This is a genomic window from Pseudomonas sp. B21-054 (genome assembly GCF_026016345.1).
GTDB lineage: Bacteria > Pseudomonadota > Gammaproteobacteria > Pseudomonadales > Pseudomonadaceae > Aquipseudomonas.
The window spans coordinates 6,213,679-6,227,401 of sequence record NZ_CP087204.1; the positions used below are offsets into that span (position 1 = coordinate 6,213,679).

Sequence of the window (13,723 nt, forward strand, 5' to 3'; positions counted from 1 at the left end):
ACTTGGCCTAGACTGACTGCGTCAGCTACGCCCGCGTCCCGCTTCGCTTCTAAGGCCTTCTTGCATGTCTGATCCTCGTTATCAGGTCGACGTCAGCGTCACCACCCGCTTTCTGGCAGAACAGTCGCAACCCGAACATAACCGTTTTGCCTTCGCCTACAACATTACCGTGCGCAATAACGGCTCTTTGCCAGCCAGGCTGCTGTCACGGCACTGGGTCATCACCGACGGCGATGGGCATGTCGAAGAGGTACGCGGTGAAGGGGTCGTCGGTCAGCAACCCTTGATCGAGGCCGGTAAAAGCCACAGCTATAGCAGCGGCACCGTGATGACGACCAAGGTCGGCACCATGCAGGGCACCTATCAAATGCTGGCCGAGGACGGCAAACGCTTCGATGCCGTCATCAAGCCCTTTCGCCTCGCGGTGCCCGGAGCCTTGCACTGATGGCCACGTATGCGGTCGGCGACCTGCAAGGCTGCCTCGATCCACTCAAGTGCCTGCTGGAACGGGTCGCCTTCGATCCGCAGAAAGACACACTGTGGCTGGTGGGTGACCTGGTCAACCGTGGCCCGCAATCGCTTGAGACCTTGCGTTTTCTCCATGGCATCCGCCAGTCGCTGGTCTGCGTGCTCGGCAACCACGATCTGCACCTGCTGGCCGTCTGGCAGAACATCGAGCGCCTGAAAAAATCCGATACCCTGAGCGAAATCCTCAACGCCCCTGATTGCGTTGAACTGCTGGAATGGCTGCGCCAGCAAAAACTCATGCACTATGACGAGCAACGTAACCTGGCGCTGGTGCATGCTGGTGTCCCGCCCCAATGGTCCCTGAACAAGGCACTCAAATGTGCCGGCGAGGTTGAACAGGCATTACGCGACGATAACTTGTTCGGCCCCTATCTGGACGGTATGTACGGCAACGACCCGGTCAAATGGGACAATGACCTCACCGGCGCCGCGCGCCTTCGAGTCATCACCAACTATTTCACCCGCATGCGCTTCTGTACCCGCGACGGCAAGCTTGATCTCAAGAGCAAGGAAGGCATCGAGACGGCTCCGCCTGGCTATGCCCCCTGGTTCAAGCACAAGGAACGCAAGACCCGTAACCTGAAAATCATCTTCGGTCACTGGGCGGCGCTGGAAGGTCAATGCGACGAACCCGGGGTTTTCGCCCTCGATACCGGCTGTGTCTGGGGCAGCGCGATGACGCTGATGAACGTCGACACCGGCGAGCGACTGCGTTGCGATTGCGATGAACAGGGGCACGCCAAATCCCATCACCACCCGAGCACCGCATCATTGTCGGCCGGCACCGCCGTTTGACCGGCACTGCGCTTTCAAGCTACAGGAGTCCCACATGACCGAATTCAAACGTATCCCCCCGGACAAGGCCCAGGCCCTGCGCGAGCAAGGCGCGGTCATTGTCGATGTCCGCGACCCAGCCACATTTGCCGCCCTGCATATCAGCGGCTCCACCCACCTGGATAACCATTCCATCGCCGACTTCATCCGCGCCGCCGACCTCGACGCACCGACCGTCGTGGTCTGCTATCACGGCAACTCCAGCCAGAGCGCAGCCGCCTACCTGGTCAGCCAGGGCTTCACTGACGTCTACAGCCTGGATGGCGGGTTTGAGCTGTGGCGCATGACTTATCCGGAGGAAACCGCGCAAGGCACTCAGGAATAATTTTTTACGCCGCCCGAGCCCGCGTGAACCGTGGGCTTGGGCGTTGGCAGACGAACGGTCTGCCATAACTAATTACGCATTCCACCTTTACCTCTCCGATTCCGAACTATCCTTAGCCACAGGCCATCCAAAACAGGGGAGAGCCGGTACACCGGCGCACGGGTCATCGGGAGTAAGCGTTCAGGAGCCTGTGTTCCTGGAAGCATTCTGGGGGGGTAAGCGGCAGCTGGGTTCCCAGCGGCCGACCAGCATCGACTGATTGATCCGCCACCGGCTCCACGTATCGAGCGAGGTGACGTCATGAGTATTTTTAGCCACTTCCAGCAACGTTTCGAGTCCACGCGGCAGGAGGAATACTCGCTGCAGGAATACCTCGAACTCTGCAAGCAGGACCGCAGTGCCTATGCATCGGCTGCGGAGCGTCTGTTGCTGGCAATCGGAGAACCGGAGCTGCTGGATACCTCGGCCAACTCGAGGCTTTCGCGGATTTTCTCCAACAAGGTAATCCGTCGCTATCCGGCCTTTGCAGACTTCCATGGGATGGAGGAATGCATCGAACAGATCGTGTCCTATTTCCGCCATGCCGCCCAAGGCCTGGAAGAGAAGAAACAAATCCTCTATCTGCTCGGCCCCGTAGGTGGCGGTAAATCGTCCCTGGCCGAAAAACTCAAGCAACTGATCGAAAAAGTGCCCTTCTATGCCATCAAGGGCTCGCCGGTATTCGAATCGCCCCTGGGGCTGTTCAACGCCACCGAGGACGGCGCGATCCTCGAAGAGGACTTCGGCATTCCGCGCCGCTACCTCAACACCATCATGTCGCCATGGGCCACCAAGCGCCTGGCCGAGTTCGGCGGTGACATCAGTCAGTTCCGGGTGGTCAAGCTCTACCCATCGATCCTCAACCAGATCGCCGTGGCCAAGACCGAACCGGGCGACGAAAACAACCAGGACATTTCGGCCCTGGTGGGTAAAGTCGATATCCGCAAACTGGAAGAATTCCCCCAGAACGACGCCGACGCCTATAGCTATTCAGGTGCACTGTGCCGGGCCAACCAGGGCCTGATGGAATTCGTCGAGATGTTCAAGGCCCCCATCAAAGTGTTGCACCCGTTGCTGACGGCAACCCAGGAGGGTAACTACAACAGCACCGAGGGCCTTGGGGCGATTCCGTTCACCGGGATCCTGCTGGCCCACTCCAACGAATCGGAATGGCACACCTTCCGCAACAACAAGAACAACGAAGCGTTCATCGACCGGATCTATATCGTCAAGGTACCGTACTGCCTGCGCGTCACCGACGAGGTGAAGATCTACGACAAGCTCTTGTTCAACAGCTCGCTGGCCAAGGCCCACTGCGCGCCCGACACGCTGAAGATGCTCGCCCAGTTCACCGTGCTATCGCGCCTCAAGGAGCCGGAAAACTCCAACATCTATTCGAAGATGCGCGTGTATGACGGTGAAAACCTCAAGGACACCGATCCCAAGGCCAAGTCGATCCAGGAATACCGCGACAACGCGGGGGTCGATGAAGGCATGAACGGACTGTCCACTCGTTTCGCGTTCAAGATTCTTTCCAAAGTCTTCAACTTCGACCCCCATGAGATCGCGGCCAACCCGGTTCATCTGTTGTATGTGCTGGAACAACAGATCGAGCAGGAACAGTTCCAGGCGGAAACCCGCGAACGCTATCTGCGATTCCTCAAGGAATACCTGGCCCCGCGCTATATCGAATTCATCGGCAAGGAAATCCAGACCGCCTACCTGGAGTCCTACAGCGAGTACGGCCAGAACATCTTCGACCGTTACGTGCTGTACGCGGACTTCTGGATTCAGGACCAGGAATACCGTGACCCGGAAACCGGCGAAATCCTCAACCGCGTGGCGCTGAACGAGGAACTGGAAAAAATCGAGAAACCGGCTGGCATCAGCAATCCGAAGGATTTCCGCAACGAAATCGTCAACTTCGTGCTCCGCGCCCGGGCCAACAACAACGGCAAGAACCCAACCTGGCTCAGCTATGAAAAGCTGCGGGTGGTGATCGAGAAGAAAATGTTCTCCAACACCGAAGACCTGCTGCCCGTCATCAGCTTCAACGCCAAGGCCAGCAAGGAGGACCAGCAAAAACACAACGACTTCGTCACACGCATGGTCGAACGTGGCTACACCGACAAACAGGTACGGCTGCTCTCCGAGTGGTACCTGCGGGTCCGCAAATCGCAATAAGCAGCGGCAAGCTTCTAGCAACAAGCTGCGAGGGAACAGCGTTGAGCCCATGGCTCGGCGCTATTCCCTTGCCGCCTGAGGCTTACGACTTGAAGCTCCCCCGGAGGGGCCTATGAGCTATGTGATCGACCGACGCCTTAATGGCAAGAACAAGAGCACGGTGAACCGCCAGCGCTTTCTGCGGCGTTACCGTGACCATATCAAGAAGGCCGTCGAAGAGGCGGTCAGCCGGCGTTCCATTACCGACATGGAACATGGCGAACAAATCAGCATTCCCGGCCGCGACATCGACGAGCCGGTGCTTCACCATGGCCGCGGTGGCAAGCAGACCGTGGTGCATCCCGGCAACAAGGAATTCACCAGCGGCGAGCACATCCCTCGTCCGCAGGGTGGTGGCGGCGGCAAGGGGCCCGGGAAGGCCGGTAACTCCGGCGAGGGCATGGACGAGTTCGTGTTCCAGATCACCCAGGAGGAATTCCTGGAGTTCATGTTCGAGGACCTGGAGCTGCCGAACCTGGTCAAGCGCAACCTGACCGGCACCGACACCTTCAAGACCGTGCGCGCCGGTATCAGCAACGAAGGCAACCCTTCACGCATCAATATCATTCGTACACTTCGCTCGGCCCATGCCCGGCGTATTGCCCTGTCCGGCAGCAGCCGGGCCAAGCTGCGGGAAGCCAAGGAAGAGTTGGCTCGCCTAAAACGCGAAGAACCCGACAATTTCGGCGATATTCAAGACCTGGAAGCGGAAATCGAGAAACTCAGCGCACGCATCCATCGCGTACCGTTCCTCGATACTTTCGACCTCAAGTACAACTTGCTGGTGAAGCAGCCCAATCCTAGCTCCAAGGCCGTGATGTTCTGCCTGATGGACGTGTCCGGCTCCATGACCCAGGCAACCAAGGACATCGCCAAGCGCTTTTTCATCCTGCTGTACCTGTTCCTCAAGCGGAACTACGACAAGATCGACGTGGTGTTCATCCGCCACCACACCAGCGCCCGGGAGGTGGACGAGGAAGAGTTTTTCTACTCCAGGGAAACCGGCGGCACCATCGTTTCCAGCGCCCTGAAACTAATGCAGGAAATCATGGCCGAGCGCTATCCGGCCAATGAATGGAACATCTACGCAGCCCAGGCGTCCGACGGTGACAACTGGAACGACGACTCGCCGATTTGCCGTGACATCCTGATCAACCAGATCATGCCGTTCGTCCAGTACTACACCTACGTGGAAATTACTCCACGGGAACATCAGGCGTTGTGGTACGAATATGAACGCATTGCCGAAGCTTTTTCCGACACATTTGCTCAGCAGCAACTGGTCTCGGCCGGGGATATCTACCCGGTCTTCCGTGAACTCTTCCAGCGCAGGTTAGTGACATGACCGCCAAAAAAGAGCAGAAGCGCCAGCCCATTTCCACCGGCTCCGAATGGACGTTCGAGCTGATCCAGGCCTACGACCGCGAAATCAGCCGTATCGCGGACCGTTATGCCCTGGACACGTACCCGAACCAGATCGAGGTGATCACCGCCGAGCAAATGATGGACGCCTACGCGTCGGTCGGCATGCCGCTGGGTTATCACCACTGGTCCTACGGCAAACACTTCCTCAGCACTGAGAAATCCTACAGCCGCGGCCAGATGGGGCTGGCCTACGAGATCGTGATCAACTCCGACCCGTGCATTGCCTACCTGATGGAAGAAAACACCATCTGCATGCAGGCCTTGGTGGTGGCGCATGCCTGCTACGGCCACAACAGCTTCTTCAAGGGCAACTACCTGTTCCGCACCTGGACCGATGCCAGCTCGATCATTGATTACCTGGTGTTCGCCAAGCAGTACATCATGCAATGCGAGGAGCGCCATGGCATCGACGCGGTGGAGGATCTGCTGGATTCCTGCCACGCCTTGATGAACTACGGCGTGGACCGTTACAAACGACCGTATCCGATTTCAGCCGAAGAAGAGCGCCGTCGCCAAAAAGATCGTGAAGAACACCTGCAAAAGCAAATCAACGACTTGTGGCGCACCATTCCCAAAGGCGCTGACAAGTACAGCGAAAAAGACAACGCGCGCTTCCCTGCCGAACCGCAGGAAAACATCCTCTATTTCATTGAAAAACATGCGCCGTTGCTGGAGCCATGGCAGCGGGAAATCGTGCGCATCGTGCGCAAGATCGCCCAGTATTTCTATCCACAGCGCCAGACCCAGGTCATGAACGAGGGGTGGGCCACGTTCTGGCATTACACGCTGATGAACGACCTGTACGACGAGGGCCTGGTCACCGACGGCTTCATGATGGAGTTCCTGACGTCCCATACCAGCGTGGTGTTCCAGCCCGGCTTCGACAGCCCGTACTACAGCGGGATCAACCCTTACGCGCTGGGCTTTGCCATGTACCGCGACATCCGCCGCATGTGCGAACACCCCACCGAAGAGGATCGCCGCTGGTTCCCGGATATCGCGGGCTCGGACTGGCTCTCCGCCATCAAATTCGCCATGAGCAGCTTCAAGGACGAGAGCTTTATCCTGCAGTACCTCTCACCCAAGGTGATCCGCGACCTGAAACTGTTCAGCATCCTGGATGACGACCAGAAAGATGACCTGTTGGTACCGGCCATCCATGACGAAGGCGGTTATCGCATCATCCGCGAAACCCTGGCAGCGCAATACAACCTGGGCAATCGCGAACCCAACGTGCAAATCTACAGTATCGATCGCCGGGGAGATCGCTCGCTGACCCTGCGCCATCAGGCGCACGACCGCAAACCGCTGGGTGACTCCACCGATGAAGTGCTCAAGCACTTGCACCGTCTCTGGGGGTTCGACATCCATCTGGAGACCCTGCAGGGCGACCAAGTGATGAAGACTCATCACGTACCGCCCCGAACCGAGCAAACCGAAGGAGACTATGGCCGCCTGGACCTGGCCGTCATTCATCTTTGATCCCGTTTTCACCTCCGAACGTCCGGCGCAAAGGTTATCCTGTCGGACCAACGGAGGTTTTTTATGCAGATCTATAAAGTCGGCGGCGCCGTTCGCGATCGCCTGCTGGGCATCCCCGTCACTGACGTTGATCGGGTTGTGGTGGGTGCCACCGCCGAGGAAATGCTTGCCAAGGGATTTCGCCCCGTGGGGGCTGACTTCCCCGTGTTCCTCGACCCCAAGACCGGTGAGGAATACGCCCTCGCCCGCACCGAACGCAAAAGCGGCCGAGGCTATGGCGGCTTCGTTTTCCACGCCAACCCTGAAGTGACCCTCGAACAAGACCTGATCCGCAGAGACCTTACGATCAACGCCATGGCTGAAGACGACAACGGCCATCTCACTGATCCGTACCACGGCCAGTGCGACCTCGAAGCCCGTATTCTTCGCCATGTTTCCCCCGCATTTGCCGAAGATCCCCTCCGAGTCCTGCGGGTTGCCCGTTTCGCCGCACGCTATGCTCCCCTGGGCTTCAAGGTGGCTGACGAAACCCTTGAGCTGATGCGTCAGCTCAGTGATTCCGGCGAACTGGAAGCGTTGACCGCCGAGCGCAGCTGGAAGGAAATTTCCCGCGCCCTCATGGAAAACCAGCCGCAAGTCTTTATTCAGGTCCTGCGCGACTGCGCCGCCCTCAAGGTCTTGATGCCCGAGGTCGACGCACTGTTTGGCGTGCCGCAGCCTGAAGCCCATCACCCGGAAATCGACACTGGCCTGCACACCCTGAGCGTGCTGGAACAGGCAGCACTGCACCGGCAGCCCCTGACAGTTCGCTGGGCGTGCCTGTTACACGACTTGGGGAAAGGCCTCACACCCGAACACAAATGGCCGCGACACATCGCCCATGAGCACACGGGTTTGAAGCTGATCAAAGCGGTCAACGAGCGCTTCAAGGCGCCCCGCGACTGTCAGGAGTTGGCACTACTGGTCGGCCAATACCACACCCATGGTCATCGCGCGCTTGAGCTGAAGGCTTCTACCTTGCTTGAGCTGTTGCAGAGTTTTGATGTGTACCGCCGACCTCAGCGCTTCGAGGAATTCATCGCAGCCTGTGAGATGGACGCGCGGGGCCGCAAGGGGCTTGAAGACAGAAGTTATCCACAGGCCGAGTATCTGCGCGGCGCGGCAGCAGCGGCTCGGGGGGTGGCAGTACAGCCCTTACTGGAAAAAGGCTTCAAAGGTCCGGAACTGGGCGAGGCGATCAAGCGCGAGCGGCTCAAGGCATTAAAGGCCTACAAGGAAGCGGCGAGCTGACGGGGGCTTCGCGTCAGCTTGGCATTTGCAGTGGATGTGCCGTCGTCATCGCGAGCAAGCTCGCTCCCACATTGATTCCCAGTGGACACACGTCTTGTGTTCGACTGAAGTCCACTGTGGGAGCGAGCTTGCTCGCGATGACGGCAGGCGCCTCACAACAGGCTGGACGGCGTGAGCGGCTGGCCTCGCCACTCAAACGCCACCGGCGCCAGCACCTGGTCAATCTGCGACTCATCCCACAAGGTAGCGAAGCTCTTGCCTACGCCAGGATGAATCCGATCCGGCGCGATCAACGACAAAGGCCACAGAACAAAGGCGTTCTTGAGGATCTCGGCGCGCGGCAGGATCAGTCCGTCGAAGTTACCGACCCGCTCGCCATACAACAGCACGTCGATATCCAGCGGCAGCCCCTTGCGATCCGGTGCATAACGACCATTGTCCGCCTCGATGAACTTGAGGCGACGATCCAGCTCCATCAGCGGCAGATCCGTGAAGGCCGACACGACGAAGTTGAAGAACGGCCCGCTCTTGATCCCCACTGGCTGGCTCTCGAACACGGCCGAACAGCGCATGTCCACCAGGAAGCCAGCCAGGGCTTCAAGACCGGCGCACAAATGGGTTTCGCGCTCGATATTGCTGCCGAGCCCGAGAAAAACCTGAGTCAGCGACATCCGCGCTCGATCTCCACGCCAACACCGCTGGCCGCCGGCACAGCACCGGGCTTGGTCACTTTCAGACGCAGCCAGGTGATCTCGAACTCGTCCATCAACTCTTGGGCGAGTCGCTCGGCGAAGGTTTCGACCAACTGGAACTGCGCCTGCTCGGCAAACGACTGGATGCGCGACGATACGCTGGCGTAGTCAAGCGCCAGGGTCAGGTCATCGCCTGCGGCGGCCGGACGGTTGTCCCAAGCGAAACTCAGATCAAGCCGCAGACACTGTCGGATGCCTCGTTCCCAGTCGTAGGCACCGATTACCGTGTCGACTTCCAGGCCCTCGATAAACACTCTGTCCAAGCACTCTTCTCCGCAGCACGACAAGGGCGCAATGCGCCGTTAGAATCAGGGCGTCCTCGCCCGGAATAGTTAGCATGTTTTGGTTACTGGCGATTCTCGCCTACCTGCTCGGCTCGCTGTCCTTTGCCATTTTGCTCAGCCGCCTGACCGGTCGCCCGGATCCGCGAATGAGTGGCTCAGGCAATGCCGGCGCCACCAACATGCTGCGCCTGGCCGGACGCAAACTCGCCGTCCTGACCCTGCTTGGTGACCTCTGCAAAGGCCTTTTCCCGGTATTGATCGCCAGCCTTGCAGGGCTCTCGTTGCAGCAACAGGCCTGGATCGGCGTCTGCGCAGTCATCGGTCATCTGTTTCCAGTTTACTTTCGCTTTCGCGGCGGCAAGGGTGTCGCCACCGCTGCCGGCATGCTGCTGGGCCTGTATCCGCCCGCCGCCCTGCTGGCGATCTGCGCCTGGCTGCTGACGTTCTACCTGACCCGCACCAGCTCACTGGCCGCGCTGATCGCCACACCGCTGACCCTGCCGCTACTGGCCTGGCAGGAACCGGCGGCGTTGTTGCCAATGAGCGCACTCGTTGCACTGATCGTCTGGCGCCACCGGGGCAATCTACGCGACCTGTTCGCCGGGCGCGAACGGCATTTTTAAATGACGCTTCACAGCGGCGGCAACTGCTCCATCGGCCAACGAGCCTGGACACTGATTGCCAGGCTTTCATGCTGGCCGGCCTGCAGGCGCTGACAGCCAGCAAAGGCAATCATCGCGCCGTTATCGGTGCAGAACTCCGGCCTGGCGTAGTAAACGTCGCCCTTCATGTCGCCGAGCATTTTCTCCAGCGATACTCGCAACGCCTTGTTCGCACTCACGCCGCCGGCGATCACCAGGCGCTTGAGTCCGGCCTGCTTCAGGGCACGCTTGCACTTGATGGTCAAAGTCTCTACCACGGCCTGCTGGAACGCCAGCGAGATGTCGCAACGGACTTGCTCACTGTCGTCCCCAGCCCTGACGCATTGCTGCCAGGTGTTCAGGGCAAAGGTTTTCAGGCCGCTGAAACTGAAATCCAGGCCTGGCCGGTCGCACATCGGACGCGGAAACACGAAACGTCCATCAAGGCCTTGAGCTGCAAGCCGCGCGATTTCCGGCCCGCCAGGGTAATTGAGGCCCATCATTTTCGCGGTTTTGTCGAAAGCTTCGCCGGCGGCGTCGTCAAGGGTTTCGCCCAATAGCGCGTATTGGCCGATTCCATCGACTCGAACCAATTGCGTATGACCGCCCGACACCAACAAAGCGACGAACGGAAATTGCGGTGGCTGCGGCTCCAACATCGGTGCCAGCAGATGGCCTTCCATGTGATGCACGCCAAGGGCCGGGATGCCCCAGGCAAACGCCAGCGCCTGGGCACAAGACGCACCTACCAGCAGCGCGCCCACCAGGCCCGGCCCGGCGGTGTAGGCGATGGCATCGATCTCGGTCGGCACACTGCCGGCCTCGGCCAGTACCTGGCGGATCAAGGGCAGCATGCGCTTGACGTGATCGCGGGACGCGAGCTCGGGCACCACGCCACCGTAGGCGCGGTGCAGGTCGATCTGGCTGAACAGCGCATCGGCCAGCAGGCCGCGCTCACTGTCGTAGAGTGCAACGCCGGTTTCGTCGCAGGAGGTTTCTAATCCCAGTACTAGCATGGGTTTGCGCCTTGTAGAGGCTGAATTCGAAGGCGCGCATAATAGTCGCCGCGTTGTGCCCCGACCAGCGGTTTTCGATCAGAGGCTTTGCATTCCGAGCGATGAGGGGTTAACATCCGCAACCCTTAAAAACCGACGTCTTCAAGTGCTCTTTTGCCGCGAGGATGTTGACCCCGGTAATGAATGAAGGTAGCTCTGGATGCCAGCCGTCAAAGTAAAAGAGAACGAACCCTTCGACGTAGCTCTGCGTCGTTTCAAGCGCTCCTGCGAAAAAGCCGGTGTTCTGGCTGAAGTTCGTAGCCGCGAATTCTACGAGAAGCCGACTTCTGAGCGTAAGCGTAAAGCAGCAGCCGCTGTTAAGCGTCACGCCAAGAAAGTTCAGCGCGAACAGCGCCGCGCCGTACGTCTGTACTAATACACAGACGTCCGTAGCAAGCTTCTGCCAAGCCCGGCCCTCAAGCCGGGCTTATGGCATTTGCGGAATAACGCTTGATGCTTCACCGTCAAAGTCGCAGACGCGACCACGACAACCTGCTTCACCCACGTCAGACCTGGCTTTTTTGCCAGCGGTGCACGTCTCTTCTGACGAGCCTACCAAGGCTACTGACGAGCACACCCCTGATTCCTCTAACGACGATCAGCCCAAGGCACCTGCTTGCGTGCCCGCTTCATTGAGCTATCCGAGGCCTGACCGGCCGTTACCGGACTCAGCGCAACACATTCAAACAGTCGAATACTGATAGTTATTAACGTCAGTGGATTATCGGCAGATACACTTCCCGACAGCGATGATGCAGACGACCCGGTCGAGCCACCGATTACCGTGCCTCAAGACCAAGCGTCGGTTACGCCTGCTGATTTCGGGTCCATATTTCGCGCAGTGATGATGAGAACGCCATGGCCGGGCTGATTCCCCAGAGCTTTATTGACGACCTCCTGAACCGCACCGACATCGTCGACGTGGTCAGCTCTCGCCTGCAAATGAAGAAAGCGGGCAAGAACTACACGGCCTGCTGTCCGTTCCACAAAGAAAAAACCCCCTCTTTCAGCGTCAGCCCCGACAAGCAGTTCTACTACTGCTTCGGCTGCGGCGCTGGCGGTAACGCCCTCGGCTTCATCATGGACCACGACAACCTGGACTTCCCCCAGGCCGTCGAAGAACTGGCCAAAGCCGCCGGCATGGAAATTCCCCGCGAGGAGAGCGGTCGACAGCACAAACCACGTCAACCGACCGACTCGCCGCTCTATCCGCTGCTAGCCGCGGCCGCCGACTTTTATCGCCAGGCCCTCAAAAGCCATCCGTCACGCAAGGCGGCGGTCGATTATCTCAAGGGCCGCGGCCTGACCGGCGAAATCGCCCGGGATTTCGGGCTCGGCTTCGCTCCGCCCGGCTGGGACAATCTCTATAAGCACCTGAGCAGCGACACGCTGCAGCAACGCGCCATGATCGATGCCGGCCTGCTGATCGAGAATGCCGAAACCGGCAAGCGCTACGACCGCTTCCGCGACCGGGTGATGTTCCCGATCCGTGACTCGCGCGGGCGAATCATTGCGTTCGGTGGCCGGGTACTGGGCGACGACAAGCCCAAATACCTGAACTCCCCGGAAACCCCGGTATTCCATAAGGGCCAGGAGCTCTATGGCCTGTACGAAGCGCGCAAGAACAACCGCAACCTCGACGAGATCATTGTCGTCGAAGGCTACATGGACGTGATCGCCCTGGCCCAGCAAGGCTTGCGCAACGCTGTCGCGACCCTGGGCACGGCCACCAGCGAAGAGCACATGAAGCGCCTGTTTCGCGTCGTGCCCAACGTATTGTTTTGCTTCGACGGCGACCAGGCCGGTCGCAACGCCGCCTGGCGCGCACTGGAAGCCACCTTGCCGTGCCTGCAGGACGGCCGCCGGGCACGCTTTCTATTTCTGCCCGAGGGCGAAGACCCGGATACCCTGGTGCGCTCCGAAGGCACCGACGCGTTCAAGGCGCGGATCAACCAGCATGCGCAACCCTTGGCCGATTATTTTTTCCAGCAATTGACCGAAGAATCCGACCCGCGATCCCTCGAAGGCAAGGCCCACATGGCCACCCTCGCGGCACCGCTGATCGACAAGGTGCCCGGCGCCAATCTGCGCACACTGATGCGCCAGCGCCTGACCGAAATCACCGGCCTCAACAGCGAAGCGGTCAATCAACTGGTGCACAGCGCCCCCCAGGAAGCGCCGCCGGCGTATGACCCGGGTATCGATTACGACGCGATGCCGGATTTCGCCGACTATCATCAACCCCAGCAGGATTACGCCCCCCAGCAGGAATGGACGCCGAAAAAACCCGGTAGCGGTGGCAAGAAATGGGATAAAAAACCCTGGGACAAGAATGGCAAGCGCGGCGATCGCGACGCGCCACGTGCCCCGCGCGTGCCGGCCGCCGTCGAACCACCGACACTGGCCGCTCTGCGCACCTTGCTGCATCACCCGCAACTGGCTCAGAAAGTCGAGGACGCAGGACACTTCGCCGCCGAGGACCACAGCAATACGCAATTGCTGATCGCACTCCTTGAAGCCGTGCAGAAGAACCCCAAGCTAAACTCTTTCCAGTTGATTGCACGGTGGCACGGCACTGAGCAGGGACGCCTGTTAAAGGCCCTGGCCGAGAAGGAATGGCTGATTAAAGGAGACAACCTTGAACAACAGTTTTTCGACACCATTACTAGCTTGTCCGCCCGCCAACGCGAGCGAAATCTGGAACAACTTCTGCGAAAAGCTCGCCAGAGCGAGTTGACCAGCGAAGAGAAAAACCAATTGCGCGACTTACTCAGCCGCAATGTTTGCGCATCAAACCCGACCTCAACTGGCGCGTGAGGTCACAGCTCAGGTATAATCCTCGGCT

13 protein-coding genes are annotated in these 13,723 nt (G+C 59.4%); 10 read left to right on the plus strand and 3 right to left on the minus strand.

All coding sequences use genetic code 11. From position 1 onward, the window contains the following. The first annotated feature begins 64 nt into the window (after window positions 1–64). From apaG to LOY70_RS27100, 7 genes are all read left to right on the plus strand, one after another. Window positions 65–445: a Co2+/Mg2+ efflux protein ApaG gene (gene apaG / locus LOY70_RS27070; RefSeq protein WP_123343829.1), complete on the plus strand. Its 381-nt coding sequence runs from the start codon at window positions 65–67 to the stop codon at window positions 443–445. Further along, window positions 445–1,323 (plus strand): symmetrical bis(5'-nucleosyl)-tetraphosphatase, encoded by an 879-nt coding sequence (locus tag LOY70_RS27075; RefSeq protein ID WP_265031506.1) that lies wholly within the window; start codon window positions 445–447, stop codon window positions 1,321–1,323. The genes apaG and LOY70_RS27075 overlap by 1 nt, the downstream gene beginning before the upstream one ends. A gap of 34 nt (window positions 1,324–1,357) precedes the next feature. Continuing rightward, window positions 1,358–1,687, plus strand: coding sequence for a thiosulfate sulfurtransferase GlpE (gene glpE, locus LOY70_RS27080; RefSeq protein ID WP_265031508.1), 330 nt, complete (start codon window positions 1,358–1,360; stop codon window positions 1,685–1,687). A gap of 300 nt (window positions 1,688–1,987) precedes the next feature. Further along, on the plus strand, window positions 1,988–3,910 hold the full coding sequence (locus LOY70_RS27085; protein WP_123343826.1) for a PrkA family serine protein kinase: 1,923 nt from the start codon (window positions 1,988–1,990) through the stop codon (window positions 3,908–3,910). A 112-nt stretch (window positions 3,911–4,022) separates the two neighbouring features. Next, on the plus strand, window positions 4,023–5,294 hold the full coding sequence (locus tag LOY70_RS27090; RefSeq protein ID WP_003206179.1) for a YeaH/YhbH family protein: 1,272 nt from the start codon (window positions 4,023–4,025) through the stop codon (window positions 5,292–5,294). Beyond that, complete coding sequence (locus tag LOY70_RS27095; protein WP_025215800.1) at window positions 5,291–6,856, plus strand: SpoVR family protein; 1,566 nt, start codon at window positions 5,291–5,293, stop codon at window positions 6,854–6,856. Before LOY70_RS27090 ends, LOY70_RS27095 begins: the two co-directional genes overlap by 4 nt. 63 nt (window positions 6,857–6,919) lie before the next feature. Next, entirely contained in the window at window positions 6,920–8,146 is a 1,227-nt protein-coding gene (locus tag LOY70_RS27100) for a multifunctional CCA addition/repair protein (protein ID WP_265031512.1), read from the plus strand. Window positions 8,147–8,298: 152 nt separating this feature from the next. Here the strand turns inward: LOY70_RS27100 and folK are convergent, their stop codons facing one another. Then, window positions 8,299–8,817 (minus strand): 2-amino-4-hydroxy-6-hydroxymethyldihydropteridine diphosphokinase, encoded by a 519-nt coding sequence (folK, locus tag LOY70_RS27105; RefSeq protein WP_123343824.1) that lies wholly within the window; start codon window positions 8,815–8,817, stop codon window positions 8,299–8,301. Further along, window positions 8,808–9,161, minus strand: coding sequence for a dihydroneopterin aldolase (gene folB / locus LOY70_RS27110; protein WP_123343823.1), 354 nt, complete (start codon window positions 9,159–9,161; stop codon window positions 8,808–8,810). Before folB ends, folK begins: the two co-directional genes overlap by 10 nt. Window positions 9,162–9,235: 74 nt before the next feature. On the opposite strand from folB, the gene plsY reads away from it, so the two are divergent. Next, window positions 9,236–9,805 (plus strand): glycerol-3-phosphate 1-O-acyltransferase PlsY, encoded by a 570-nt coding sequence (gene plsY / locus LOY70_RS27115; protein ID WP_265031514.1) that lies wholly within the window; start codon window positions 9,236–9,238, stop codon window positions 9,803–9,805. An 8-nt stretch (window positions 9,806–9,813) separates the two neighbouring features. On the opposite strand, the gene tsaD is transcribed toward plsY, so the two are convergent. Further along, on the minus strand, window positions 9,814–10,839 hold the full coding sequence (gene tsaD / locus LOY70_RS27120) for a tRNA (adenosine(37)-N6)-threonylcarbamoyltransferase complex transferase subunit TsaD (RefSeq protein ID WP_265031516.1): 1,026 nt from the start codon (window positions 10,837–10,839) through the stop codon (window positions 9,814–9,816). Between the two features lie 199 nt (window positions 10,840–11,038). On the opposite strand from tsaD, the gene rpsU reads away from it, so the two are divergent. Both rpsU and dnaG read left to right on the plus strand, forming a co-directional pair. Continuing rightward, a complete protein-coding gene (rpsU, locus tag LOY70_RS27125; RefSeq protein ID WP_002551877.1) occupies window positions 11,039–11,254 on the plus strand; it encodes a 30S ribosomal protein S21 in 216 nt (71 codons plus the stop codon). Between the two features lie 482 nt (window positions 11,255–11,736). After that, entirely contained in the window at window positions 11,737–13,695 is a 1,959-nt protein-coding gene (dnaG, locus tag LOY70_RS27130; RefSeq protein WP_123343822.1) for a DNA primase, read from the plus strand. Window positions 13,696–13,723: the final 28 nt, after the last annotated feature.